General features: G+C 72.0%; 20 protein-coding genes. 8 read left to right on the forward strand and 12 right to left on the reverse strand.

The window, feature by feature from the left end; translation table 11 throughout:
• Positions 1-9: 9 nt before the first annotated feature.
• From gatA to AB0K28_RS29680, 5 genes are all read right to left on the reverse strand, one after another.
• Positions 10-1503, reverse strand: a complete 1494-nt coding sequence (gene gatA / locus AB0K28_RS29660; protein WP_345389279.1) for an Asp-tRNA(Asn)/Glu-tRNA(Gln) amidotransferase subunit GatA — start codon at positions 1501-1503, stop codon at positions 10-12.
• Positions 1500-1799: an Asp-tRNA(Asn)/Glu-tRNA(Gln) amidotransferase subunit GatC gene (gatC, locus tag AB0K28_RS29665; RefSeq protein WP_101787882.1), complete on the reverse strand. Its 300-nt coding sequence runs from the start codon at positions 1797-1799 to the stop codon at positions 1500-1502. Before gatC ends, gatA begins: the two co-directional genes overlap by 4 nt.
• Positions 1800-1886: 87 nt before the next feature.
• On the reverse strand, positions 1887-3950 hold the full coding sequence (locus AB0K28_RS29670; RefSeq protein ID WP_364376502.1) for an EAL domain-containing protein: 2064 nt from the start codon (positions 3948-3950) through the stop codon (positions 1887-1889).
• A 487-nt stretch (positions 3951-4437) separates the two neighbouring features.
• Positions 4438-6627, reverse strand: a complete 2190-nt coding sequence (ligA, locus tag AB0K28_RS29675) for an NAD-dependent DNA ligase LigA (RefSeq protein WP_364376505.1) — start codon at positions 6625-6627, stop codon at positions 4438-4440.
• A 65-nt stretch (positions 6628-6692) separates the two neighbouring features.
• On the reverse strand, positions 6693-7694 hold the full coding sequence (locus AB0K28_RS29680) for a methionine synthase (protein WP_364376508.1): 1002 nt from the start codon (positions 7692-7694) through the stop codon (positions 6693-6695).
• A 24-nt stretch (positions 7695-7718) separates the two neighbouring features.
• On the opposite strand from AB0K28_RS29680, the gene AB0K28_RS29685 reads away from it, so the two are divergent.
• Complete coding sequence (locus AB0K28_RS29685) at positions 7719-8351, forward strand: MBL fold metallo-hydrolase (protein WP_345389289.1); 633 nt, start codon at positions 7719-7721, stop codon at positions 8349-8351.
• Here the strand turns inward: AB0K28_RS29685 and mnmA are convergent.
• A complete protein-coding gene (gene mnmA / locus AB0K28_RS29690; RefSeq protein WP_345389291.1) occupies positions 8344-9402 on the reverse strand; it encodes a tRNA 2-thiouridine(34) synthase MnmA in 1059 nt (352 codons plus the stop codon). The genes AB0K28_RS29685 and mnmA overlap by 8 nt on opposite strands.
• Positions 9403-9468: 66 nt before the next feature.
• Between mnmA and AB0K28_RS29695 the strand changes: the two genes are divergently transcribed.
• Positions 9469-10539 carry a DUF695 domain-containing protein gene (locus tag AB0K28_RS29695; protein WP_364376513.1) on the forward strand — a complete coding sequence of 357 codons (1071 nt, stop codon included), beginning with the start codon at positions 9469-9471 and terminating at the stop codon, positions 10537-10539.
• A 147-nt stretch (positions 10540-10686) separates the two neighbouring features.
• On the opposite strand, the gene AB0K28_RS29700 is transcribed toward AB0K28_RS29695, so the two are convergent.
• A complete protein-coding gene (locus AB0K28_RS29700; RefSeq protein WP_364376516.1) occupies positions 10687-11850 on the reverse strand; it encodes a cysteine desulfurase family protein in 1164 nt (387 codons plus the stop codon).
• A 53-nt stretch (positions 11851-11903) separates the two neighbouring features.
• On the opposite strand from AB0K28_RS29700, the gene AB0K28_RS29705 reads away from it, so the two are divergent.
• The 6 genes from AB0K28_RS29705 (at position 11904) to AB0K28_RS29730 (ending at position 17735) form a co-directional block, all read left to right on the forward strand.
• On the forward strand, positions 11904-12413 hold the full coding sequence (locus AB0K28_RS29705) for a TetR/AcrR family transcriptional regulator (RefSeq protein ID WP_345389297.1): 510 nt from the start codon (positions 11904-11906) through the stop codon (positions 12411-12413).
• Positions 12414-12582: 169 nt separating this feature from the next.
• A complete protein-coding gene (locus AB0K28_RS29710; RefSeq protein ID WP_364376519.1) occupies positions 12583-13782 on the forward strand; it encodes an MFS transporter in 1200 nt (399 codons plus the stop codon).
• A 120-nt stretch (positions 13783-13902) separates the two neighbouring features.
• Positions 13903-14802, forward strand: coding sequence for an ATP-binding cassette domain-containing protein (locus AB0K28_RS29715; protein ID WP_364376522.1), 900 nt, complete (start codon positions 13903-13905; stop codon positions 14800-14802).
• Positions 14799-15563, forward strand: a complete 765-nt coding sequence (locus AB0K28_RS29720) for a hypothetical protein (protein WP_364376525.1) — start codon at positions 14799-14801, stop codon at positions 15561-15563. The genes AB0K28_RS29715 and AB0K28_RS29720 overlap by 4 nt, the downstream gene beginning before the upstream one ends.
• 28 nt (positions 15564-15591) lie before the next feature.
• A complete protein-coding gene (locus tag AB0K28_RS29725) occupies positions 15592-16284 on the forward strand; it encodes a response regulator transcription factor (protein ID WP_345389305.1) in 693 nt (230 codons plus the stop codon).
• The gene (locus tag AB0K28_RS29730) at positions 16281-17735 is read left to right on the forward strand and encodes a HAMP domain-containing sensor histidine kinase (protein WP_364376528.1); all 1455 of its coding nucleotides are present in this window, start codon (positions 16281-16283) and stop codon (positions 17733-17735) included. The genes AB0K28_RS29725 and AB0K28_RS29730 overlap by 4 nt, the downstream gene beginning before the upstream one ends.
• 340 nt (positions 17736-18075) lie before the next feature.
• On the opposite strand, the gene AB0K28_RS29735 is transcribed toward AB0K28_RS29730, so the two are convergent.
• The 5 genes from AB0K28_RS29735 to AB0K28_RS29755 form a co-directional block, all read right to left on the reverse strand.
• Positions 18076-19029, reverse strand: a complete 954-nt coding sequence (locus tag AB0K28_RS29735) for an electron transfer flavoprotein subunit alpha/FixB family protein (protein WP_364376531.1) — start codon at positions 19027-19029, stop codon at positions 18076-18078.
• Between the two features lie 19 nt (positions 19030-19048).
• The gene (locus AB0K28_RS29740) at positions 19049-19828 is read right to left on the reverse strand and encodes an electron transfer flavoprotein subunit beta/FixA family protein (RefSeq protein ID WP_345389311.1); all 780 of its coding nucleotides are present in this window, start codon (positions 19826-19828) and stop codon (positions 19049-19051) included.
• A gap of 219 nt (positions 19829-20047) precedes the next feature.
• Positions 20048-21268: a serine/threonine-protein kinase gene (locus tag AB0K28_RS29745; protein WP_364376534.1), complete on the reverse strand. Its 1221-nt coding sequence runs from the start codon at positions 21266-21268 to the stop codon at positions 20048-20050.
• A 35-nt stretch (positions 21269-21303) separates the two neighbouring features.
• Positions 21304-23085 (reverse strand): serine/threonine-protein kinase, encoded by a 1782-nt coding sequence (locus AB0K28_RS29750; protein WP_364376537.1) that lies wholly within the window; start codon positions 23083-23085, stop codon positions 21304-21306.
• A gap of 16 nt (positions 23086-23101) precedes the next feature.
• Entirely contained in the window at positions 23102-25240 is a 2139-nt protein-coding gene (locus tag AB0K28_RS29755; protein ID WP_364376540.1) for a protein kinase, read from the reverse strand.
• Between the last annotated feature and the right edge of the window lie 104 nt (positions 25241-25344).

Genomic DNA, 25344 nt, shown 5'->3' on the forward strand with positions numbered 1-25344 from the left:
CGTCGCGTGTCACGCCAGCTCCGGCGCCTTCGCCAGCAGGCCGCCGCCCCAGCGGCTCTCCAGGGCCTGCTCCACGGCCGCGCCGACGCGGTAGCAGCGGTCGTCGGCCAGGACCGGCGCCATGATCTGCAGGCCCACCGGCAGGTCGTCCTCGTCGGCCAGGCCGACCGGCACGGACATGGCCGCGTTGCCCGCCAGGTTGGACGGGATGGTGCACAGGTCGGCGAGGTACATCGCCATCGGGTCGTCGGCGCGCTCGCCGATCGGGAAGGCCGTGGTCGGCGTGGTGGGCGAGACCAGGACGTCGACCTGCTGGTAGGCGGCCTCGAACTCGCGCGCGATGACCGTGCGCACCTTTTGGGCCTGGCCGTAGTAGGCGTCGTAGTAGCCGCTCGACAGCGCGTACGTGCCGAGCATGATGCGCCGCTTGACCTCGGGACCGAAACCGGCGGCCCTGGTCAGCGCCATGACCTCCTCGGCGCTGCGGGTGCCGTCGTCGCCGACCCGCAGGCCGTAGCGCATGGCGTCGAAGCGGGCCAGGTTGGACGAGCACTCGGACGGCGCGATCAGATAGTAGGCCGGCAGCGCGGTCGTGAACGACGGGCAGGACACCTCGACGACCTTGGCCCCGAGCGACTCCAGCAGCTGGACGGCCTCGTGGTAGCGGGCCAGCACGCCCGCCTGGTAGCCCTCGCCGGAGAACTCCTTCACCACGCCGATGCGCATGCCCGCGACGTCGGGGTGCTTGGCGGCCTCGACCACGGAGGGCACGGGCGCGTCGATGGAGGTGGAGTCCATCGGGTCGTAGCCGGAGAACGCCTCGTGCAGCAGCGCCGCGTCGAGCACGTTACGGGCGAACGGGCCCGGCGTGTCGAGCGAGCTGGCGAAGGCGATCAGGCCGTAACGCGACGATCCGCCGTAGGTGGGCTTCATGCCGACGATGCCGGTGACCGAGGCGGGCTGCCGGATGGAGCCGCCGGTGTCGGTGCCGGTGGACAGCGGCGCCTCGTACGCGGCCACGGCGGCGCTCGACCCGCCCGACGACCCGCCGGGCACCTTGGACAGGTCCCACGGATTGCGGGTGACCTGGTAGGCGGAGTTCTCCGTCGAGGAGCCCATGGCGAACTCGTCGAGGTTGGTCTTGCCCAGGATGACCAGGCCGGCCTCGCGCAGGCGGGCGGTGACGGTGGCGTCGTAGGGCGGCTGCCAGCCCTCAAGGATCTTGGACGCGGCCGTCGTCGGCATGTCGCGCGTGGTGAAGATGTCCTTGTGGGCGATCGGCACGCCGGCCAGCGGCCCCAGCTTCTCGCCCGCGCGCAGCCGGGCGTCCACGGCCCGCGCCTGCTCCAGCGTCGTCTCCCGATCGACATGGAGGAACGCCTGGACCTTGGGCTCGACCGCGGCCATGCGGTCGAGGTGCGCCTCGGCCACCTCGGCGGCCGACACCTCACCGGCGGCGATCATCGAGCCCAGCTCGGCGGCGGTCTTGCGGATCAAACTCATGCCTCCTCCCCGAGGATGCGCGGCACCCGGAAGCGGTCGTCCTCGACGGCGGGCGCGCCGGAGAGCGCCTGCTCGGGCGTGAGGGACTGTCGCACCTCGTCGGCACGGAAGACATTGGTCAGCGGAAGCGCGTGCGACGAAGGCGGCACATCCTCGGCGGCGACCTCGGCCACCTTCGCGACCGACTCGATGATCGCATCGAGCTGGGTGGCGTAGTGATCGAGCTCGTCGTCGGTGAGCGCCAGCCTGGACAACCGGGCCAGGTGTGCGACCTCGTCGCGGGTTATGGCGGACATGAGTCGTTGAACCCGTTTCGTGGATGGAGTCTTTGGACACTGCCATCCTAGGGGTCTTGACGTAGCAGCCCTGAACGCATTATCCGGTCAGGCGGAGCTGACCTCCGGCTGGTACTCGTACTCCACCGATCCCCCGGTCCTGTCGCGCAGCCAGACGGCGGTCTCGTCGGCCGGCATCGGCTGGCAGAACAGCCAGCCCTGCCCCACGTCGCAGCCCAGCTCGACCAGCCGCATCGCGACGTCGTCCGACTCGACGCCCTCGGCCACCGAGCGCAGCCCCAGCGAGCGGACGAGGTCGACGATCGAGCGGACGATCCGGTAGTCGTCCTCCGACTCGGCGATCCGGCGGACGAACGAGGCGTCGATCTTCACCTCGGAGACGGCCAGCCGCTGCAGCCGGATGAGCGAGGAGTAGCCGGTGCCGAAGTCGTCGAGCGCCAGCGGCACGCCGAGCGCCGCCAGCGCCTTGATGGTCTCCTGCGTGTACGCCTGGTCGCCGGTCAGGATGCGCTCGGTGACCTCCAGCTGGATGGCGGCCGGCGGCAGCGCGTATTTCGCCAGGCCCACCTCGAGCTGCTCGGGCAGCGCCGAGCCGAGCAGGTCGCGGGCCGAGATGTTGACCGAGATCTGCACCCGCAGCCCGGTGTGCCACCAGGCCGCGGCCTGCCGCAGGGCCTCCTCGATGACGTACGCCGTGAGCTGCCGCATCAGGTACGACTGCTCGGCCAGCGGCACGAAGTCGGCCGGCGACACGGGCCCGTGCACGGGGTGCCGCCAGCGCAGCAGCGCCTCGACCCCCTGCACGTCGCCGGTGCCGAGCGCCACCTTGGGCTGGTAGTGCAGGCGCAGCTCGTGGTTGTCGATGGCGCGGCGCAGGTCGCCGAGCAGGGTCAGGCGTTCGGGTGAGTTGCGGTCTTTGTCGGGCTGGTAGAGCTCGACGCCCGTACGTCCCTCCTTGGCCAGGTACATCGCCACGTCGGCCCGCTGCAGCAGCAGCTCGAAGTCGGGCGCGTGGTCGGGATAGAGCGCGATGCCGACCGAGGCGTCGAGGTCGAACGTCATGCCCTCCAGGCGTACCGGCTCGGTCAGGGCGGCGCGCAGCCGGGCCGCGACCTCCCTGGCCGCGTGGGCGTCCCTGATCGAGGGCAGCAGCACGGCGAACTCGTCGCCGCCCAGCCTGGCCACGACGTCGCCAGGGCGTACCGAATGGGTGAGCCGATGCGCGACGAGCTGCAGCAGCCGGTCGCCGACCGGGTGGCCCATCGTGTCGTTGACCTCCTTGAACCGGTCGAGGTCGAGGAGGAACAGCCCCACGCGCTCGTCGTGGCGCACCTCGGCCAGCGCCTCCTCGGTGCTGACCACGAGCATCTTGCGGTTGGGCAGGCCGGTCAGCTCGTCGTGCATGGCCTGGTGGTCGCGGCGCAGGGACAGCGTGGCGGTGAAGTAGACGGCGGCCAGCGGCGCCACGAACAACGGGACGAGCCCCGGCGAATGGCTCATCACGACCACCACCAGCGGCGCCAGGCCCAGCAGGCCGATGTAGACCAGGCCCTGCGGGCCGACGCTGGCCCTGAGCACGCGGACGAGCGAGCGCCGCTCGTGCAGCGCGACGGCACTGCACACGAGGGCGCCTCTGACCAGGAAGTACGCGAGCCCGGACAGGGCGATCGCGAGCAGGTCACCGCCCCTCGGCACCCACGGCACGGCCGGGCTCGGCACGATGCCGAACGTCCCCAGCACCACGGCCGCCGCGATCAGCGCCAGGGAGGACTGCGCGATGTTGAACATGACCCGATGCCACGACTTGCGCGTCACCACGCCGTTGATGGTGACCGCCACGGCCTGCATGAGGACCGCCACGGGCAGCCCGAGGTGCAGCAGCACCGCGAAGGTGAACATGGTGGACGGGTACGTGCCGCCCACGGCGGTCGCTGACGACACCATGACGGGCCGCAGCTCGCCCAGGATCACCAGCACCGCCAGCACCCAGAACAGCGGGGTGCGGGCGAGCTCCACCAGGCCGGACGGGTCGAGCCGGAGCATGGCCACCACGAGGCCGGTGAAGCCGATCACGGTGACGCCCGCGAGATAGCCCCACAGCGGCGTGCCGACGCGTGGTCCGGTGTCGCGGGTGTCGGTTGGGTCAGTCATCGGTAACAGAACCCCCATTAGGTCACTATGGGAGGGTACGACCTTCACCCCACTTCGCGAAACCAAGCGCGTACGTTCCGTCACTTCTCCTTTCCGACATATACCCAAAAAGCACCCTCTGTAGCAAGCCGAGCACACTACGACGACCAGCCGGACCCGACCCGGCACCCCACACCCCCGAAAAAGACCGCCAACCGCACAACCCAGCAACCCGAAAACCCGCTCGGGACGCGCTCCCCTAGCCCTGCTAGCGGCGTGGGCGCGACACACAGGTCTGGGTTTGTCTTGTAGAGGGCGTGCCGCAAGGGATCAGCCAAGCGAAAGGGGGTCGCCCGCGGACGCGAGCAACCCCCCTCCCACTCCCCCTGAGCGGCGTGGGTGACGCGCGTGTCGGGGTCGGTCTTGTAGACGGCGCGCCGAAAGGGGGTCCAGCAAGCGAAAGGGGGCCCGCCCGCGCCCGCGAACGAACCCCCTCCCACTACCTCCGTCAGGACTCGGGTTTGGTGGCGGCCTCGGCCGCTGCCTCGGGGCCGTCCTTCAGCAGCACCTCGAAGCCGGCGCCGTCGAGGATGGGGACCCCGAGATCGACCGCCTTGTCGTATTTCGAGCCCGCGTTCTCCCCCGCGATCAGGAACGAGGTCTTCTTCGACACCGAGCTGGACACCTTGCCGCCCCTGCTGGTCAGCTCGTCGGCCGCGGTGTCGCGGGTGTAGCCCTCGAGAGTGCCGGTCACCACGAAGGTCAGGCCCTCCAAGGTCTGCGGCCCCTTCTCGGGCGCGGGCTCGTCCTCCATGCGGACCCCGGCCGCCCGCCACCGCTCGATGATCTCGCGATGCCAGTCGACCTCGAACCACTCCTTGATCGTGGCCGCCACCCTGGGCCCGATGCCCTCGACGGCGGCCAGTTCCTCCTCGGAGGCGTTCATGATCGCGTCGATCGAGCGCATGGCGTCGGCCAGCGCGCGGGCGGTGGGCGGGCCGATGTGCCGGATCGACAGGGCCACCAGCACCTGCGCGAGCGAGGACTGCTTGGCCCGCTCGAGCTCCTCCATCAGCCGCAGCGCGTTCTGGCTGGGCTCGCCGTTGATGTTGGAGAAGAACGTGACGACCTTCTCCTGGCCCGTCTTCGGGTCGATCTTGGGCAGCCCGGTCTCCTGGTCGCGCACCACCGACCTGATCGGGATGAGCCGATCGAGGGTCAGGTCGAACAGGTCGGCCTCGGTGCGCACCACCGGCTCCTGCGGCGGCAGCGGCTGGGAGAGCGCGGTGGCCGCGACGTAGCCGAGCCCGTCGATGTCGAGGGCGCGCCGCCCGGCGGCGAAGAACAGCCGCTCGCGGATCTGCGCGGGGCAGCCGCGCGCGTTGGGGCAGCGCAGGTCGGCGTCGCCCTCCTTCTCGTAGGCCAGCAGCGTGCCGCACTCGGGACAGTGGGTCGGCATCACGAACTCGCGCTCCGACCCGTCGCGCAGCGGCACAACGGGGCCGACGATCTCGGGGATGACGTCACCGGCCTTGCGCAGCACCACCGTGTCGCCGATGAGCACGCCCTTCTTCTTCACGATCGCGGCGTTGTGGAGCGTGGCCCGCTCGACCGTCGAGCCGGACACCGACACCGGCTCCATCACCCCGAACGGCGTCACCCGCCCCGTGCGCCCGACCCCGACCTGGATGTCGCGCAGCTTGGTGTTGACCTCTTCGGGCGGATATTTGTACGCCATCGCCCAGCGCGGCGCCCGCGAGGTGGAGCCCAGCTCCCGCTGGGTGCGGAAGTCGTCGACCTTGACCACGACGCCGTCGATCTCGTAGGGCGGGTCGTGGCGGTGCACGCGGTAGTGCTCGATGAACTCGTTGACCTCGTCGAGCCCCGGCACGACCTTGTAGAGGTCGCTGACCGGCAGCCCGAACTCGCGCAGCCGGTCGTAGACCTCGGACTGGGCGCGCGGCTCCGCCGCGCCCTCCCACACGCCGATGCCGTGGACCAGCATGCGCAGCGGCCGCTGGGCGGTGATGCGCGGGTCCTTCTGCCGCAGCGTGCCGGCCGCGGAGTTGCGCGGGTTGGCGAACGGCGGCTTGCCCTGCTCGACGAGCTGCTCGTTGAGCTTCTGGAAGTCTTCGACCGGGATGTAGACCTCGCCGCGCACCTCGACCAGGCTCGGCACGTCGTCGCCCTTGAGCCGGTGGGGGATGCCCTTGATCGTGCGGACGTTGGCCGTGACGTCGTCGCCGGTGCGGCCGTCGCCGCGGGTGGCGCCGCGCTCCAGCTTGCCGTCGCGGTAGACCAGCGCGATGGCCAGCCCGTCGATCTTGAGCTCGCAGAGATAGGGGCCAGGGTCGCCCTCGGCCAGGCGCTCGGCCCGCTGCATCCAGGCGAGCATGTCGTCGGCGTTGAAGGCGTTGTCGAGGCTCTCCATGCGGTTGAGGTGCTGGACCTTCGCGAAGTCGCCCGACACCGGCGCGCCCACCTTCTGGGTGGGCGACTTGGGCGTCTGCAGCGAGGGGTGCGCCTCCTCCAGCGCCAGCAGCTCTCTGAACCACTCGTCGAACTGGGCGTCGCTCACCGTGGGCTGGTCGAGCACGTAGTAGCGCCAGCGCGCGTCCTCGACCAGATCACTCAGCTCGGCATGCCGCTTGAGCGCGGCCACCGGCACGCCCTCGACCTCGGCGCCTGGCTCACTCACGCAGCGTCTCCTTCCGTACGACGACCTGAGCAAACGCTACCGCCGACCACCGACAAAACCATGGCTCAGCCGCCCTGGTTCGCGGGATCGTCACGCAGCACCTGAGCCGCCCTCCTGCACGCCGCCAGCGCCGCCCGCGCGTACGCGGGAGACGCGCCCGCGAGCCCGCACGCCGGGGTCAGCACGACCTGCCCGGCCAGCCGGTCGGCGGCGAACCCGAGCCGCCGCCACAGCTCGACGGCCGGCTTGGCGACCACGCCCACGTCGGGCAGCCGGGTGTCCCTGCCGGGCACGACGCCCATGAACAGCGTCATCCCCGCCTCGAACAGCTCGCCCAGCTCGTCCTCATCGCGCCGCCGCATGAGCGACGCGTCCACCGACACGCCGCGCACCCCGGCCCGCCGCAGCAGCGCGTACGGCACCCCGGGCGCGCAGCAGTGCACCACCGCGGCTTCGAACGAGCGCAGCGACTCCTCCACCCGCCACTCCTCGACCGCCGCGAGCCGCCCGAACCCGGACGCCGTCGGCACCGTGCCGGCCAGCACCCCAGGCAGCCCCGGCTCGTCGAGCTGCAGCACGATGTCCGTCACCCCGGGCAGCCGCCTGCGCACCTCCGCGCAGTGCTCGGCCACCCCCTGGGCCAGCGAGGCCGTCAGGTCGCGTACGGCGCCCGCGTCGGAGAGCATCTTGTCGCCGTGCTTGAGCTCGATCGTCGCCGCCAGCGTCCACGGCCCGCAGACCTGCAGCTTCAGCGGCCCCGCGTAGTCGTGGCCGACCTCCTCCAGCCCGTCGAGGTCACGCCGCAGATGATCGACGGCCCGCTGGTGGTCGCGCCCCGGCCGGTCGGTCAGCCGCCAGCCCGACGGCTGCACCTCGACGGGCAGGTCGACGAGCAGCGCCGCCGTCCGTCCGACCATGTCGGCGCCGACGCCCCTGGCGGGCAGTTCGGGGAGGTACGGCAGCCCTGGCACCTCTCCGAACACGACCCTGACAGCCTCGAGATGATCAGTGCCGGGGTGCGAGCCGACCCCTGAGGCTTCCCATGTGGACACGGGCTCAGTAGACATGGGCACAAGCGTAGGCTCTGTCGCATGAAGCTCACGAAACATGACCACGCCTGCGTACGCGTGGAGAAGAACGGCAAGGTGCTGGTCATCGACCCGGGCGCGTTCACGAAGGGCCCGGTGCTCGACGGCGCCGACGCGGTGCTCATCACGCACGAGCACGCCGACCACGTGGACGTCGACAAGCTCAAGGCGGCATCGCCCGGCCTGGAGATCTACACGTGCGAGGCCGTCGCGGCCGGGCTGACCGAGGTGCCGGGGAAGGTCCAGGTCGTCCGCGCGGGTGACGGCTTCGAGGCGGCCGGGTTCAGGGTCGAGGTGTTCGGCGAGTGGCACGCCTTCAACCACCCCGACATGGCGATCGTCCAGAATGTCGGTTTTTTGCTGGACGACGAGGTGTTCTACCCGGGTGACGCGCTGACCGACCCCGGCGTCGAGGTGCCCACGCTGCTGGTGCCGACGAGTGCTCCGTGGCTCAAGCTCGGCGAGGTGGTGGAATATCTGCGCAAGCTCCGGCCGGCGCGGGCGTACTCGACGCACGACGCCCTCTACGGCGAGATCGGCCTCGGCCTCGTGGACAACTGGCTGCGCATGGAGGCCGACAAGCAGCAGGCCGACATCCGCCGCATCCCGGTCGGCGAGTCGGTGACGATCAGCTAGCCGACATGATCGTGGCCGACCCGATGACCGTCGGCCCGGAGTAGAGCACGGCGGCCTGCCCGGCGGCGACGCCCGTGGCGGGCCGGTCGAGCTCGATGGTCAGCCCGCCGCCGGTCTCGTCGAGCCGGCAGGGATAGACCTCGCCGTGCGCCCTGAGCTGCACGGTCAGATCGTCGAAGCGGGACGGGCCGTTCCACACCGGGCGGCCGCAGACGATCGTGGTGACCTGCAGCGCCGAGCGCGGGCCCACCGTGACCGTGTTGGAGACCGGCTCGATGGACAGCACGTAGCGGGGCCGGCCGTCGGGCGCCGGGCGGTCGATGCGCAGGCCCTTGCGCTGGCCGACGGTGAACCCGTGGGCGCCCTGGTGGCTGCCCACCACCTCGCCGCTCTGGTCGACGATCGGGCCCTCGGCCGAGCCGAGCCGCTCGGCGAGGAAGCCGCGGGTGTCGCCGTCGGCGATGAAGCAGATGTCGTGACTGTCGGGCTTGTCGGCCACGGTCAGGCCGCGCCGGGCGGCCTCTTCGCGCACCTCGGCCTTGGTGGAGTCGCCCAGCGGGAAGATCGCGTGGCCGAGCTGCTCGCGGGTGAGCACGCCCAGCACGTAGGACTGGTCCTTGCCCTCGTCGACGCTGCGCGACAGCACGCCGTCGACCAGTCTGGCGTGGTGGCCCGTGGCGACCGCGTCGAAGCCCAGCGCCAGCGCGCGGTCGAGGACCGCCGAGAACTTGATCTTCTCGTTGCACCGCAGGCACGGGTTGGGCGTGCGGCCCGCTGCGTATTCGGCGACGAAGTCCTCCACCACGTCGCGCTGGAAACGCTCGGCCATGTCCCAGATGTAGAACGGGATGCCGATGACGTCGGCCGCGCGGCGCGCGTCACGGGAGTCCTCGATCGTGCAGCAGCCCCTGGCCCCCGTGCGATGGGATTGGGGGTTGGCCGACAACGCGAGATGCACACCCGTGACGTCGTGACCTGCCTCCGCGATGCGGGCAGCGGCCACCGCTGAATCGACGCCGCCCGACATGGCGGCAAGCACTCGCAGTCCCATGACGCTTCCAGCGTACTGTCCGGCCGGGAGTGCGCGACCATGGGCTCGGTCTGGAAGGATTCGGCCATGCGACTGTTCGGGCGCAAAGACGCAGACGAAGGGGCGGGCCGGCAGGGCGAGGCCATCGCCGGATTCTGGACGTGGTGGCAGGAGACCAGGCCGCGGCTCGACTCACTGGTGGCATCCGGCGAGACCGGCGACCTCGAGGAGCTGCTGGCTCCCGCGGTCTCCGCGATCGATCCGGGGCTGGTCTGGGAGGTGGCGCCCGGCAAGGAGGCCGCGCACGCCCTCGTGGTGACCGCGGCCGGCGACGCCGAGCTGCGCTCGCTGGCCCACCGCTGGGTCAAGGGGGCGCCGCCCGCCGACCTGCTGTGGGAGTTCCACCCGTCGCGCCAGGCCAATCCGCGCGCCGGCGAGCTGGCCCTCGACGTGGGCGGGCTGACGTTCGGGCTCGACAAGCTGACGCTGGGGCTGCGGGTGCCGCGCAACCAGGCCCGGGTCGACGTCGCCGCCTACCACCCGATCTTCGGCGAGCTCGACGAGGACACCCGGCTGGAGAGCGCGCTGCTCGCCCTCGACTGGCTGCTCGGCGAGGACGACGTCGCCCGGTGGGTGGGCGAGATCACGGCGGTCACGTTCGAGCCGATCGACGCCGTCGCGGCCGTCCACCTGCCCGCCGTCGTCGCCGACGTGGCCGGCGGGGCCGGCGGGGCCGGCGGGGCCGGCGAGGACGAGTGGGTGCTGATGGAGGGTCAGACCGGCGGCGGCGCCGCGCTGGTGGCCACCGTCCGCTATCCCTTGCGTCCCGTCGATCATCCGCTCTGCGACCGGCACATCGCGATCACGCTCCCGTACGCGCACCGCGACGACAACGGCCTGCCCGCGGGCGACTCGGTGACCGCGCTGCGCGACTTCGAGGAGCGCCTGGCCGCGCGGCTGGCCAAGCGGCGCGACGAGGCGGTGATCGCGGTGCACCTGAGCGCCGAGGGGCATCGCGTCGTCCACGTCTACGCCGACCCTGCGGGCGACGCCGTCACCCACGCCGAGGAGCTGGCCGCCGGCTGGGACGAGGGCAAGCCGCGGGTCGACGTCGCCCACGACCCGGCCTGGACGGCCATCGCCCCCTTCCTGACCTGAGCCTGGGGCGGGAGGCCGGCCGAGGCAGGCGCGGGAGCGGTTGAGACCGGGTCGGCCGAGGCAGGCGCGGGGCTGATTGAGGCGGGGCCGGCTGAGGCCGGCGCGGGGTCGGCCGAGGCCGGCGCGGGACCGGTTGAGGCGGGGAAGTCAGCTGAGGCCGGCGCGGCGGGCGCGTTCGACGGCGGCGGGCAGCACCTCGATCAGGCGGTCCACGTCTTCGCGGGTGGAGGTGTGGCCGAGGGTGAAGCGGAGCGAGCCGCGGGCGGTGGCCGCGTCGGCGCCCATGGCCAGCAGCACGTGGGACGGCTGCGCCACCCCGGCCGAGCAGGCCGACCCGGTGGAGCACTCGACGCCCTTGGCGTCGAGCAGCATGAGCAGCGCGTCGCCCTCGCAGCCGGGGAAGGAGAAGTGGGCGTTGCCGGGCAGCCGGTCGTCGGGGTCGCCGTTGAGCACCACGTCGGGCACGGCGTCGCGGACGCGCAGGATGAGCTCGTCGCGCAGCGCCGACAGACGGCGGGCGAGGGTCTCCTGCTCGCGTACGGCGACGGAGACGGCGGCGGCGAGCCCGGCGATGGCGGGCGCGTCGAGCGTGCCTGAGCGCACGTCGCGCTCCTGGCCGCCGCCGTGCAGCACCGACACCGGGGTGACCCCCCTGGCCAGCAGCAGCGCCCCGACCCCGATGGGCCCGCCGACCTTGTGGCCGCTGATGGTGACCGCGTCGGCGCCCGAGCCGGAGAACGACACCGGCAGCTGCCCGACGGCCTGCACGGCGTCGCTGTGGAACGGGATGCCGTGGTCGTGGGCGATGGCGGCCAGCACGTGGACCGGCTGGACGGTGCCGACCTCGTTGTTGGCCCACATGATGCTGACCATGGCGACGTCGTCGGGGTCGCGCTCGATGGCGGCGCGCAGCGTCTCGGGGTGGACCCGGCCGAGCTCGTCGACCTCGAGCAGCTCCAGCTCGGCGCCCTGGCTGTCGGCCAGCCAGTGGGCGGGGTCGAGCGCGGCGTGGTGCTCGACGGAGCTGATGAGCACCCGGCGGCGCGGGCGGCGCGCCCAGTAGAGGCCCTTGATGGCGAGGTTGTCGGCCTCGGTGCCGCCGGAGGTGAAGACGACCTCGCTGGGCCGGGCGCCGAGCGCGTCGGCTATCGTCTCCCGGGCCTCTTCGACCACCCTGCGCGCCTGGCGACCCGCCGCGTGCAGCGAGGAAGCATTTCCGACGCGTTTGAGTTGATCCGTCATGGCCTCGATCGCCTCGGGCAGCATGGGGGTGGTGGCTGCATGATCAAGATAGGCCGACGGTCTGGTCACCCGCCCAGGGTATCTCGTTTGCGACTGTACCGTCCGGACGGTACAGTTAAGGCATGCGAAGGGACGAGCTGTTGGACGCGGCGGAGGAGCTCCTCTGCGACCAGGGCTCGACCGCGCTCACCCTGGCCGCGGTGGCCGAACGGGCGGGCGTGAGCAAAGGCGGCCTGCTCTATCACTATGGCTCCAAGGATGACCTGATCAGGGGCATGGTGGAGCGGCTGATCGACGACTTCGACGAGCTCGTGGCCGCCCAGCCGGGTGCCACCTACACCGAGCGCTATCTGGGCGCGACGCTGGCCGCCGTACGTTCCGGCCGCCTGCGACGGTGGGCCGTCGTCACGGGGGCGTCGGGCAACCTGTTCCTGCTCGCTCCGCTGCGCGAGGCGATGGCCCGATGGCACCGCGAGGGGTTGAGCGACGAGCCCGATCCGCTGGCCGCGCAGATCGTCCGGCTGGCCTGTGAAGGGCTGTGGGACGTCGCGAGCCACGACCCCGAGCTCAACAGCGAAGAGGACCTCCAGGCTCTCGAACGCCGCCTGTCCGCGCTGCTCACCCCCGGCTGAGCCGACGCCCCTTCCGGGCACCTTCCCCCTCCCCCCGCAGGGCGCCTTGACGGCGCCCCTTTGACGTGCGCCGCACCGGCTCCCGGTGCGGCGCTCGGCGTGCCGGAACGATCCGGCGCGCTCTGACGCATGACCAAGAACACGTACGACTTCAGTGAGGTGTGGCCTTATGACCCGCGAGCTGAGGAGTGCCCGTCACGGGGCGGTCCTCACCTTTGTCCTTGCCGGCCTGATGGTGGGCACGATGACCGTGCGCATCCCCGCCCTGACCGACAAACTCGGCCTGTCCGAGGCCATGGTCGGGACGATCCTGCTGGCATGGGGCCTGGGCGCCCTGGTGACGATGCAGTCCATGCGCCGCGTCATGGCGCGCGTGGGCAGCAGGGCGGTGTTGCGGGCAGGTGGTCCTCTGACGGCGCTGAGCCTGTTCGGCGTGGGCCTCGCCCCCGACCTGCCGCTGCTGCTGACGGCCGTGGTGCTGTTCGGCATGGCCTTCGGCGTCATGGACGTCGCCATGAACGCCCAGGGCTCGGCCGTCGAGCAGGCGTACCGGCGGCCGCTGATGAACGGCATGCACGCCGGCTGGTGCGTGGGCGCCATCTCGGCGGGCGCGCTGGGCGCCCTGGCCATCGCCGCCGGGCTGCCGTTCACCGTGCACGTCACGCTGATCGGCCTGCTCTCGCTGCCGGTCATGGTGCTGCTCGGCCGCACGTACCTGCCTGAGCCGCCGGCCGTCGAGACCCCCGCGCAAGGGCGGCGCCGCCTGCCGCCGGTCGTCTACCTGCTGGGCGCGATCATGTTCTTCGCGTTCATGGTCGAGGGCACGGTGGCCGACTGGAACGGCCTCTACCTGCGCGACGAGCTGGGCGCGCCCGAGGCCGTGGCGGCGCTCGGCTACCCGGTGTTCGAGGTGGGCATGCTCATCGCCCGGCTGACCGGTGACCGGCTGCGGGTCAGGTTCGGGGTGCGCGGCATGCTGACCGTGTCGGGGGTGGCGACGGCCGGGTTCTTCGCGGTCGTGCTGCTGGCTCCCGCGGCGGTGGTGGCCGTGGCGGCGATGTTCTTCGTCGGGCTCGGCGTGGCGACGATCTCGCCGCTGACGCTGTCGCTCGCGGGCACCGCGACCGGCACGCCTGGTCCTGCGATCGCGCAGGCCGGCGCCATGGGGTACGCCGGGCTGCTGCTCGGCCCCGTGGTGATCGGGTTCCTGTCGGACGCCGCGGGGCTGCGTACGGCGCTGGGCATCGGCGTCCTCCTGGGGCTGCTGATCGCGCTGTCGTCGCGGCTGCTCCCGGGCCGCGAGCCGGCCACGGTGACCCACCTGCCGGAGCCCGAGCCCGAGCCCCAGCCGGTCAGGGCCGCCGCCTGAGAATTCTCTGTGGGTTCCGCGCGGGCGGTCACCACGTCACCATGTGGGGCCGTCCGCGCTCACAGAGAACTCACAGAACCGTTCAGAACGCCCCCAGACGGCCGCCGCAGGCTGGGTCGCATGATCCAGCTCAATGGACTGACCAAACGCTACGGCGAGCACGCCGCCGTAGATGATCTCACCTTCACCGTACGGCCGGGCCTCGTCACCGGCTTCCTCGGCCCCAACGGCGCCGGCAAGAGCACGACCATGCGCATGATCCTGGGCCTCGACCTGCCCACGTCCGGTTCTGCCACGGTCATGGGCAGGCCGTACCGCGAGCTGCGGCACCCGCTGCACACGATCGGCTCGCTGCTGGACGCCTCCGCCGTGCACCCGAACAGGTCCGCGTACAAGCACCTGCTCTTCCTCGCCCAGACGAACGGCATCCCGGACACCCGCGTGCGCGAGGTGCTCGACCTGGTCGGGCTGGCGGACGCGGCGGACCGGCGGGCGGGCCGGTTCTCGCTGGGCATGGGCCAGCGGCTGGGCATCGCCGCCGCGCTGCTGGGCGACCCGCCGGTGCTGCTGCTCGACGAGCCGGTCAACGGGCTCGACCCGGAGGGCGTGCGGTGGGCGCGCACGCTGATGCGGGGGTGGGCGGCCGAGGGGCGTACGGTGCTGGTCTCCAGCCACCTGATGAGCGAGATGGCGATGACCGCCGACCGGCTGGTGGTGGTCGGCAAGGGACGGCTGCTCGCCGAGGGCGACATCGCTGACTTCACCGGGTCGGACCAGCTGGTGGTGGTCCGCACGCCGGACGCCGGCTCCTTCGCCCGGCGGCTGGAGCTGTCGGGCGCCCGCGTCGATCCGGGCCTTTCCGGGGAGCTGCTGGTCACCGGCATGACCGCGCCCGACGTCGGCCGGCTGGCCGCCGCCGAGAACGTCACCCTGCACGAGCTGAGCGCCCGCGGCCCCTCGTTGGAGGAGACGTTCATGGAGCTGACCCGCGACGCCGTCGAGTACGGAGCGGCCCGATGATTGAGACCCCGGTGCTCAAGGCCGAGTGGACCAAGTTCAGCAGCGTCCGGGCCACCATGGTGCTGGCGGTGGCGGCGGTCGCCATGTCGGCGTTCCTGGGCTGGATGTTCGGCAACGCCGGTGTCACCGACTACGTCACCTCCACCCCGCAGGAGCAGCTCGACTTCTCCCCCGTCGAGAGCGGCATGCGGGGGGTGTTCCTGGTCCAGCTGCTCATCGCCGGCATCGGGGTGCTGGTGGTCTCCTCCGAGTACGGCTCCGGCACCATGGCGGCGAGCATGGCCGCGGTCGGCAGGCGCAGCCGGCTGCTGGCCGCCAAGGCGGGCATGACGGTGCTGACCGCCCTGCCGGTGAGCGTGGCGTCGGTCGTGCTGATGTTCACGGTCGGGCAGAGCACACTGGCGTCGAACGGCGTGCCGGCCGCGATGCCGGGCGAGCCGGCCGCGATGCGCTTCCTGCTCATCGGGCCGGTCGTGCTGACGCTGATCGCGCTGTTCGGCCTGGCGCTCGGCTTCCTGCTGCGCGGCACCGCCGCCGCGGTCAACATCGCCGTCGCCTTCCTGCTGCTGCCCGCGCTGTCGGACGTGATGCCCGCCGCCGTGGGGGGCTTCGTCGAATCGTTCTGGCCCAACGCTGCGCCCTTCAAGGCGATCTACGGGTCGTCGGTGCTGCCGGATCCGGTGGCGTACGGGATCGTCGTGACCTTCGTCGCGGTCATGGTGGCCGTGGCCTTCGCCCGGTTCAGGAACCGGGACGCCTGAATACCCTGGACCTCGGGAGGTGGCTCACTTGGCCGAGCGGCTGCTGGTGGTCGACGACGAGCCCACCGTCAGAGAGCTGCTGTCGGCGACGCTGCGCTTCGCGGGCTTCGAGGTGGGCTCGGCGGCCGACGGCGTCCAGGCGCTGGAGGAGGCCCGGCGCGAGCCGCCCGACCTGGTGCTGCTCGACGTCATGCTGCCCGACCTCGACGGGTTCGAGGTGCTGCGCCGGCTGCGCGCCCTGCCCAGGGCCGACGGCCGGCCGGTGCCGGTGCTCTTCCTGACCGCCCGCGACGCCAAGACCGACAAGATCAACGGGTTGCGGCTGGGCGGCGACGACTACGTCACCAAGCCGTTCGACCTGGAGGAGCTGCTGGCGCGGATCCGGGCCATCCTGCGGCGCACCGGCGCCGGCGACCACACGCTGGTGGTCGGCGACCTGGAGGTCGATCCCGACGGCCACCAGGTCACCAGAGCCGGGCGGCCGGTACGCCTGTCGCCCACCGAGTTCAGGCTCCTTCACCACCTCGTGCTCAACGCGGGCCGCGTCCTGCCCAAGGCGAGCATCCTCGACCACGTCTGGCGTTACGACTTCGCGGGCGACACCAGCATCGTCGACACCTACATCAGCTACCTGCGCCGCAAGCTCGACTCCGGCGACTCGCCCAAGCTGATCCACACCGTGCACGGCGTCGGCTACGTCCTGCGCCGCCCGAAGCCGTGATCGCCCGGCTGCGCGGGCTCTCGCTGCGCGCGCGGCTGCTGGCCATCACGGTCCTGCTGCTCGTCGTGGGGCTGGCGGTGATCGGGTCGGTGCTCGTACGCCAGCTCGAAACGCAGCTCATGGCCCGCGTGGACGCCCAGCTCGCCCCCATGGGCGTGGCGATGTCGGCGGTGCCGCCGGAGCTGGCCACCGCGCTCAGCACCCGGGCAGGCGACACTCCGATGGTCCTCACCGATCTCGACCTCGTCAGCCGGATCCACGCGGCCTACCTGGCGCCCGACGGCCGGGTGCTGCGCGCGTTCGGCGAGAGCGGCATCGACCTGCCCCGGCTCGACACGGCGGCCATCGCCGAACGGGGCGGGCGGCCGTTCACCGTGCGGGACGCGGACGGCACCGAGTGGCGGGCGGTGGCGCTGCCGGCCCGGCGTACCAGTGCCGAGGTGGGGCACACGGGCGTGGTGGCGGCGGTGTCGCTGGACGGGCTGCACTCCACCGTCGATCGCATGTGGGTCGTCTGTTACGTCGCCGGAGGGATCCTGCTCGCCGTGCTCGCCCTGGTCGGCGGGCTGGCCATCCGGGCCGGGCTGGCCCCGCTGCGGCGCGTGGAGGAGACGGCGGCGGCCATCGCCGGGGGCGACCTGTCCAGGCGGGTGCCCTCGCCAGGGCCCGCCAGCACCGAGGTCGGGCGGCTGGCCCGCTCGATCAACGCGATGCTCGCCCAGATCGAGCAGGGCGTCACCGCCAGGGTCGACTCCGAGGCGCGGATGCGGCGGTTCGTCGCGGACGTCAGCCATGAGCTGCGTACGCCGCTGTTCGGCATCAAGGGCTTCTCCGAGCTGTACCGCATGGGCGGCACCGAGGCCGGGCCCGCGCTGGCCCGCATCGAGAGCGAGTCAGGGCGGCTCGCCAAGCTGGTGGACGACCTGCTGCTGCTCGCCGGGCTCGACGAGGACGACGGGCCCGGGCTGGAGCTGACGCCCATGGATCTGCGTACGCTGGCCGCCGACGCCCGCCACGACGTCACCGCCCTCGACCCCACCCGGCCCATCACCTTCACCGGCCCGTCCGGCGGCCCCGCCGGCACCGCACCGGTCCTGGGCGACGAGGCCCGCCTGCGCCAGGTCGTCAGCAACCTCGTCGGCAACGCCATCACCCACACCCCCGCCGGCACCCCGATCAGAATCGGCGTCGGCACCGAGGGCGGCGAGTCGGTGCTGGTCATCGAGGACGAGGGACCCGGCCTCACCCCGGAGGAGGCCGCCCGGGCCTTCGACCGCTTCTACCGCGCCGACGCCTCCCGTGCCCGCGCAACGGGCGGCGCCGGCCTGGGCCTGGCGATCGTCCGCTCGATCATCACCGCCCACGGCGGCCACGTGGACCTGCACACGGCCCCCGCCCAAGGCGCGACCTTCCGCATCCGCCTCCCCACCCACGAAGACCCCTCACCCTGACCGCACCCCACCAACCCGCTGAGCCACCACAAGACCGCCTGACACCCGCGCCGCCACGCAGCGGCCGGGACGCGCAGGCGCGTGGGACGGGGTCGGAAGACGCAGGAACCCCAAGGCGCGCAGACACCCGGAATCCGCACGGAAGCGCAGAAGCGCAGAAGCGCGGAGGCCCGGAGGGGGCGCGGGAGCGCGGCCGCGCGGAGGCGGAAGGGCGACGGAGCGTGGGGGCGCGGAGGGGGCGGCACGCGGGCTTGATCGTGGTCAGGCGCGGGGCGCGGTACCCCTTTCTCCGGGTAAGCGGAAGGGGCCGGAAGTCGTGCCGGCCCCTTCGGTGGGTCGCTTACTTGCGCTTCTTGATTTCTTCGGTGAGCTGGGGGACGACCTGGTGGAGGTCGCCCACTACGCCGTAGTCGGCGAGCTCGAAGATCGGGGCCTCCGGGTCCTTGTTGATGGCGATGATCGTCTTCGCCGTCTGCATGCCGGCCCGGTGCTGGATGGCGCCGGAGATGCCGGCCGCGATGTAGAGCTGCGGCGAGACGGTCTTGCCGGTCTGGCCCACCTGGAACTGGTGCGGGTACCAGCCGGCGTCCGTGGCGGCGCGCGAGGCGCCCACCGCGGCGCCCAGGGAGTCGGCGAGCTCCTCGATGACCGAGAAGTTCTCGGCGGAGCCCACGCCACGACCGCCGGAGACGACGATGGCGGCCTCGGTCAGCTCGGGGCGGGCGCCCTTCTCCTGCTTGACGCGCTCCACCACGCGGGCGGCCTTGGCGGCGTCGGACAGGGCGACCGTGACCTCCTCCTCCGTGCCCGCGCCGGCGGCCGGCACGGGGGCGGTGGAGTTGGGGCGTACGGCGATGATGGGGGTGCCCTTGCGGACCCGCGCGTGCACGTTGATGCCGCCGCCGAAGATGGACTGGTCGGCGACGAAGCCCTCACCGACCCCGACGGCGTCGGTGATGACGCCGGAGTCGGTCTTGATGGCCAGCCGCCCGGCGATCTCCTTGCCCTCGGCGGTGGCGGCGATGAGCACGCCGGCCGCCGACTTCTCGGTGACGAGCTGGGCGAGCAGCTCGGCCTTGGGCGCGACGACGTGCTCGACCAGGTCGCCTGAGGCGGCGACGTAGATCTTGTCGGCGCCGTACTCGGCGAGGCGGGCCTTGGCCTCGGGCGTGATGCCGGGGCCGGCCCAGACGGCGGCGGGCGTGCCGAGGGTGCGGGCCAGGGTCAGCAGCTCGAGCGTGACCTTCTTGACCTCACCGTCGACCTGCTCGACGAGAACGAGAATGTCCGACATATCAGTGAATCCCCCGTTCTCAGATGAACTTCTTGGAAGCCAGGAAGTCGGCCGCGTTCGCGCCGCCGTCGCCCTCGTCCTTGACGATCGTGCCGGCCGCGCGCGGCGGGGCCGGGGCGAAGTCGACCACCTCGGACCAGGCGGCGCCCAGGCCGACCTGGTCGGCGTCGATGGAGGCGTCGCCGATGGCGAGCGTCTCGACCGGCTTCTTCTTGGCCGCCATGATGCCCTTGAACGACGGGTAGCGCGGCTCGTTGATCTTCTCGACCACGGAGACGACGGCGGGCAGCGTGGCCTCGACGCGGTCGTAGCCGTAGTCGGCCAGCCGCTGCACGGCGATCGTGCCGCCGTCGACCTCGACCTTGTTGGCCAGCGTGAGCTGCGGGGTGCCGAGCCGCTCCGCCAGCATGGCCGGCAGCATGCCGGTGCGGGCGTCGGTGGACTCGGAGCCCAGGATGACCAGGTCGAACCCGATCTTCTTGAGCACCTGCGCCATCGCGTACGAGGTGGACAGCGCGTCGGAGCCGTGGAGCGCGTCGTCGCTCAGGTGGACGGCCTTGTCGGCGCCCATGGCCAGAGCCTTGCGGATGGTCTCGGTGGCCTTGCCGGGGCCCATGGTCAGGACGGTGACCTCACCGCCGTGGGCCTCCTTGAGCTTCAGTGCCTCCTCGACCGCGTACTCGTCAAGCTCGTTGACCACGCCGTCGGCGGCGTCCCGGTCGAGCGTGTTGTCATCGGACCGCAGCTTGCGCTCGGTCGCCGTGTCGGGGACCTGCTTCACGCAGACGACGATGTTCATGGCCGGTGGCCGACCTCCCGTAGTTCGCCTGCGCCCCCGCCTCGTTGCGGTGGGCGCCGAATCCATCTGTCCAGACTGCCAGGTGCCCCGGGGGCATCCGACAGAGGGTCTGCCGAGGTTTCGCCGTTATGTTACCCATGGGTAGCTTCCGCGCAAACCGAGCACGGCGGCTTGCCCCTACCATACCGAACTTTATTCGGTCAGCACCTGTGACATCTCTTACGCCGACAGCAGGAACACGACCCCCACCACCAGCGCCGTACCCGCGAACAGAGCCAGCGTGAACGCGCTGAACCACGTCGCCAGCCCGAAGCAGAGCCCCACCGTCCCCGCCACGCCGAGCAGGTCCGCGATCATCCGGCTGCGCCGGTAGGGGCCCTTCGAGAACAGCGCCACCCCCGCGTCGCTCACCACGCCCAGCGCGTACGCCGCCAGCAGGAACAGCGACACCTCGGGCAGCGGCTCACGTGCGGCCGCCGCCAGCAGCGCCACGAACAGCGCCGACCCGATCAGCCACCGCCTGCGCACCTTCTCCCGGTGCCGCGCCCTGGACTCCTCCACAGAGCGCCGGTGCTGCTCCTTGGCCGGCGGCCGGATCTCCCTGGTGCTCATCTCGTCGTGCTCGGCGACCCGGGGACGTACGGGCCCGAGGCGCGGAGGCGGCACGTGGGCGACGGGCGCCACGCCGAGCCGGTCGCAGATCTGGGCGGCCGTGGGCCGCCGTGCCGGGTCGGTGGACAGGCACTCGCGTAACAGCGGCTCCAGCCAAGCCGGCGCGCCCTCCAGGTCGGGCGGGTGGTGCACGACCCGGTAGGCCACGGCGGAGGCGGGACCCTGCCCGTACGGCTGCCGCCCGGTTGCCGCGTACGCGAGCGTCGCCCCGAACGAGAACACGTCGGCCTCCACCCCGGCGGGCCGCCCCTCCAGCACCTCGGGCGCCAGATAGCCGGGCGTTCCGACGACCGCCCCCGAGGCGGTGACGGACAGCGAGTCGAGCGCGCTGGCGATGCCGAAGTCGATCACGACGGGCTCGCCCTCGGTCATCATCACGTTGGCCGGCTTGAGATCGCGGTGGACGACCCCCGACTCGTGCATGGCGAGCAGCGCGTCGGCCAGCCCGGCGGCCAGCCGCCGCAGGTCGGCGACCGGCACGGGCACGGCGCTCAGCGGGCGGCCCTGGACGTAGCGGGTGACGAGGTAGGGGCGGTCACCGTCGAGCGAGGCGTCGAGCACCTCGGCGATGTGCGGGCCGCCGACGATGCGCATGGTCTCGACCTCGCGGGCCAGCCTGGCGAGTGCCCCGCCGTCGGCGGCGACATGGGGATGGAGCACCTTGACCGCGACCGTACGCCCCTCGGCGTCGAGCGCCAGGTGCACCTCGCCGAAGCCGCCGGACCCGAGACGGGAGAGAAGCTCGTACGGGCCGAGGTGCTCGCTCATACTTCATCTCTCCCCCCGCAGGACCAGGCGGACACTCAGGACCAGGGATTCAGGAAGCTCAGCCCCAGACCGTCCATCAGGCTGCCGATCAGGCCGGTGATCAGGCCGATCGTGCTCTGTCTTGCCTCGTTGGCGAGGCCGTCGATCACCGATTCCGGAGCCCGCCACGGATACCAGTCGGTGGCCTGCCCCATCGCGAACATGACGGCGAACAGCGCCGCGGTGCCCACCAGCAGCACCGCGATCAGCGCCGCGCCAGGACTGCGCAGCACGCCGGTGAGCGTGCGGGTGACGGCCTTGCGCGGGGCGCCGCCGCCGGGCAGCACGAACAGGCCGGCGGTGAAGGCGCCCGCCGCGTACGCGGCCGCCTCGTTGAGGGTGAACGGCCCGGCGAAGTGCAGCACGCCCCAGACGCACACGCCGAACAGCAGGGCCAGCGGCACGTGCACCACCGTGACGAGCGCGGACTTGATCAGCGCCCACGGCGTGCCGACCAGGACGAGCAGCGGGTCGGCGGCGCTGCTGCCGCGCACCTGCCGCCGCTTGACCATGTCGCCGAACAGGTATTCGCCGATGCGCAGGACGAGCGCGAGCGCGACGGCGATCGCGCCCGCCATGACCGGCATCACCACGCTCAGCGCCACCAGCGTGACCAGCAGCAGCAGGCCCACGACCTGGCTGCCGAACAGGTAGCGCTTGCGCTCGGCGGGCGGGGTGTACTGCGGCGGTGGCGGCTCGTAGGGCCTGGCCTGTGGCTGTGGCTGTGGCGCGGGATAACCGGCCACGCGCTGGTCGGGGCGCGGCGCGGGCGGCCTGGCGGCCATCGGCGCGGGCACGTAAGGGGGCGGGCGCTCCTCACGCCTGGTGGGCGTCGGTGAGGGCGCGGGCGGCGGCGGGGCGGCCTTGCCGTACTCGACCGGCGGCAGCAGGTCGGAGAAGGTGTCCATGGTGCGGGTGCGGTCGGCCAGCCGCTTGGTGCCGGTCGGCCCGTCGAAGGACGCCTCGTTGAACGTCGTCACCGACGGGTCGAGCGCCCTGGCCATGCGCAGCAGCTCGGGCGCGCTCGGCCGGGCCTCGGCGTCGACGTGGAGCGCCCTGCTCAGCCAGCCGCGCAGCCAGGCGGGCGCCTTGTCGAGCTGGGCCCGCCCTTCCATGATGTTGAAGCAGACCGACTCGAACGTCCCCGTGCCGAACGGCGGCGCCCCGGTGGCGGCGAAGAACACCGTGGAGGCCATCGCGTGCACGTCGGCGGCCTGGGTGATCTCGGAGTCGCGGATGATCTCGGGCGCGAGATAGCCGGGCGTGCCGACGAACATGCCGGTCTGGGTCAGCCGGGTGGCGTTGACCAGGTGGGCGATGCCGAAGTCGATGACCAGCGGCTCGCCGTCGACCAGCATGACGTTGGACGGCTTGAAGTCGCGGTGGATCACGTCGGCCGCGTGGATGGCCACCAGCGCCTGGCAGAGCCCCTGGGCGAGCCTGATGACCTGGCGGGCCTCCAGCGGCCCCTCGGTCAGCACGGTGTCCTCGAGCGTGCGGCCCGGCGCGAATCTGGTCACGACGTAGGGCTGGCCGCCCACGAGCTCGGCGTCGATGACCTCCGCGACGTAGGGGCTGCGCACCCTGCGCATGGTCTCGACCTCGCGGGTGAGCCGGTCGCGCGCCTTGAGGTCGGCGGCGACGTGGGGATGCAGGACCTTGATGGCGACTTCCCTGCCCGCGCCGTCGAGGCCGAGGTGGACGACCCCCATGCCACCTTCGCCGATCTTCCTGACCAGGCGGTAGGGCCCGAGGCGTTCTGGTGCTTGGGTGTTCATCGCCACCTTCCCCGCGTCATCCCCCGGAATTCCCCCTCAACCCTTCCAACTGCTCCACCACTGCGTCGACGTTCAGCGGAGTCCATACACCGGCCCCCCTTGGCTTGTCCCCGAACGTGCCGTAAGCGAGGATCAGCGAGAGCGCGGCCGCGGCCACCAGGACTCCCGCCATCACCATTGCCGCTGTTCTCGAGGGTACGAGCGACGAGAGCGTTCTGCGCATCTGTTTGCCCGGGCCTTCCACTCCTGGGCCGGCGCAGACCGTCCACAGGGCGATGGATGCCCCCCAGGCCAGAGCGTAATAAGGGCTCATGTTCACGACGACGGTGAGCAGCAGCGTCACCGGCAGTCCGAGGATGAGCGCGTAGAGCGTGAGCGCCAGCGTGATGCCCACCGATTTGGCGAGCACGGCGGGGTAGGCGAAGACCCTGACCACGTCGAGCGCCGCCGCTCCGGCCGCCCTGCGGGCCGTCAGCTGCGGCTGCGCCAGGTCGGCGGCGCGCAGCAGGATGACCGCGGGCAGCGCCAGGACGGCCACGATGACGGGCGCCCGCACGGCCGCCACGATCATCAGGACCAGCAGCATGGCCGCGGAGACGCCGTACGCGCGGGAGCGCTGCAGCACCCGGCCGGGCGGCACGCTCGGGATGTACGGCTCGCGCATGGTGCTCGGGGCGGCCTGCTGCTGCGGGTAGGGCTGCTGCTGCGCCGGGATGTACGGCGGCGGCTGCAGCGGCATCGGGTTGGGCCGCGCGTAGTCGGACCGGCCTGCGTTGGGATGGCCGGCGTTGGGATGACCGGCGTTGGGATGGCCGGTGTGGGGACGGCTCACATGGGGGTGCCCCGCGTTGGGGTGACCCGCGTGCGGCAGGCCCGGGTGCGGCTGGCTCGCGTTGGGCTGGCTCGCGTTGGGCTGGCTCGCGTTGGGCTGGCTGAGGTTGGGCACCGGCGGCTGGGCGAGGCGCCGGAACTCGGGCGAGTCGGGGCGTACGCGCCGGGTGGGCACGTCGCCCTCGCCGGCCGGCGGCGGCACGGGAAGCCCCTGCTGGGGCAGGCTCTGGCTCTGCGGCGGGTTGCCGAGACCGGCCTCGCGCTGGATGCGCCGCAGCTCCTCGGGTGAGACCCGGCGGGTCGGCCACGGGTCGGGCTGGTCGGGCAGCAGCGAGACGTATTGCTGTTCGGGCTGCGCGGGCGGCGGCACCGGCGGGCTCGCCTGGTGGTCCTGGCCCTCCAGCAGCCGCCGCGGGGTCACCGGCGGGGTGGAGACGTCGTACGACGGCTTGTCGCTCACCCGCGGCGGGACCGCGCGCGAGCCGTCGGTGCGCGGCAGCGTGGAGATCTCGTCGGGCGCGTCGCCCGGCGGCGGCTTGGGCAGCATGCGGGCGGTCTGCTCGGCCAGCTCGGCGGCCTTGGGCCGCTTGGCGGGGTTGCGCGAGAACGCGGCCTTGAGCAGCGGCTGCAGCTCGGCCGGCGCGGCGCTGATGTCGGCCTTGCCCGCGGTGATGTTGTAGAAGATCATTTCCAGCGTGCCCTTGCCGAAGGGCGGCTGGCCGGTGCCGGCGTAGAGCAGGGTGCCGGCCCACGCGTGGATGTCGACCTCGGGGCCGGCCTCCTGGCCCTCGATGATCTCGGGCGCGAGGTAGCCGGGCGTGCCGATGAACATGCCGGTCTGCGTCAGCCGGGTGGCGTCGACCGCCTGGGCGATGCCGAAGTCGATCAGCACGGGCTCGCCGTCGAGGATGAGCACGTTGCCCGGCTTGAGGTCGCGGTGGATCACGCCGACCGAGTGGACGGCGGCCAGCGCGGTGGCCACCCCGTGCGCGACCTTGACCAGCGCGGGCAGGTCGAGCGGGCCGTCGTCCTTGACGATCTCGTCGAGCGGCCGGCCCGGCACGTAGCGGGTGACGATGTAGGGGCGATGACCGGTGACGTCGGCGTCGAGCACCTCGGCGATGTATGTGCTGCGCACCCTGCGCATGGTCTCGACCTCGCGCGAGAGCCGCCGCCTGGCGACCTCGTCGCCGGCGACCTCCGCGCGCAGGACCTTGACCGCCACCTGCCGACCCTGGGGGTCGACAGCGAGGTGGACAACGCCCATCCCGCCTTCACCGAGCCGCCTGAGCAGCCGGTAAGGGCCTAGTCGGTCATCGTTCATGGCATGAAGCACCATACCGGCTTAATCCCCGCCCACGAGATGAACCATGAGGCCACATTCCCACTCGTACAACGTCCAAGAAGCCCCCTCCGGTTTCCCCAACG

The organism is Nonomuraea sp. NPDC049504 (assembly GCF_040676845.1).
Lineage (GTDB): Bacteria > Actinomycetota > Actinomycetes > Streptosporangiales > Streptosporangiaceae > Nonomuraea > Nonomuraea salmonea.

Bases quoted from the DNA above. Each gene is read 5' to 3' on its own strand.
- gatA (WP_345389279.1), bottom strand. From the start codon at position 1,503: ATGAGTTTGATCCGCAAGACCGCCGCCGAGCTGGGCTCGATGATCGCC.
- AB0K28_RS29705 (WP_345389297.1), top strand. From the start codon at position 11,904: ATGCGAAGGGACGAGCTGTTGGACGCGGCGGAGGAGCTCCTCTGCGAC.
- AB0K28_RS29710 (WP_364376519.1), top strand. From the start codon at position 12,583: ATGACCCGCGAGCTGAGGAGTGCCCGTCACGGGGCGGTCCTCACCTTT.
- AB0K28_RS29670 (WP_364376502.1), bottom strand. From the start codon at position 3,950: ATGACTGACCCAACCGACACCCGCGACACCGGACCACGCGTCGGCACG.
- AB0K28_RS29680 (WP_364376508.1), bottom strand. From the start codon at position 7,694: ATGTCTACTGAGCCCGTGTCCACATGGGAAGCCTCAGGGGTCGGCTCG.
- AB0K28_RS29685 (WP_345389289.1), top strand. From the start codon at position 7,719: ATGAAGCTCACGAAACATGACCACGCCTGCGTACGCGTGGAGAAGAAC.
- gatC (WP_101787882.1), bottom strand. From the start codon at position 1,799: ATGTCCGCCATAACCCGCGACGAGGTCGCACACCTGGCCCGGTTGTCC.
- mnmA (WP_345389291.1), bottom strand. From the start codon at position 9,402: ATGGGACTGCGAGTGCTTGCCGCCATGTCGGGCGGCGTCGATTCAGCG.
- AB0K28_RS29695 (WP_364376513.1), top strand. From the start codon at position 9,469: ATGCGACTGTTCGGGCGCAAAGACGCAGACGAAGGGGCGGGCCGGCAG.
- AB0K28_RS29740 (WP_345389311.1), bottom strand. From the start codon at position 19,828: ATGAACATCGTCGTCTGCGTGAAGCAGGTCCCCGACACGGCGACCGAG.
- AB0K28_RS29750 (WP_364376537.1), bottom strand. From the start codon at position 23,085: ATGAACACCCAAGCACCAGAACGCCTCGGGCCCTACCGCCTGGTCAGG.
- AB0K28_RS29720 (WP_364376525.1), top strand. From the start codon at position 14,799: ATGATTGAGACCCCGGTGCTCAAGGCCGAGTGGACCAAGTTCAGCAGC.
- AB0K28_RS29755 (WP_364376540.1), bottom strand. From the start codon at position 25,240: ATGAACGATGACCGACTAGGCCCTTACCGGCTGCTCAGGCGGCTCGGT.
- AB0K28_RS29745 (WP_364376534.1), bottom strand. From the start codon at position 21,268: ATGAGCGAGCACCTCGGCCCGTACGAGCTTCTCTCCCGTCTCGGGTCC.
- AB0K28_RS29715 (WP_364376522.1), top strand. From the start codon at position 13,903: ATGATCCAGCTCAATGGACTGACCAAACGCTACGGCGAGCACGCCGCC.
- AB0K28_RS29735 (WP_364376531.1), bottom strand. From the start codon at position 19,029: ATGTCGGACATTCTCGTTCTCGTCGAGCAGGTCGACGGTGAGGTCAAG.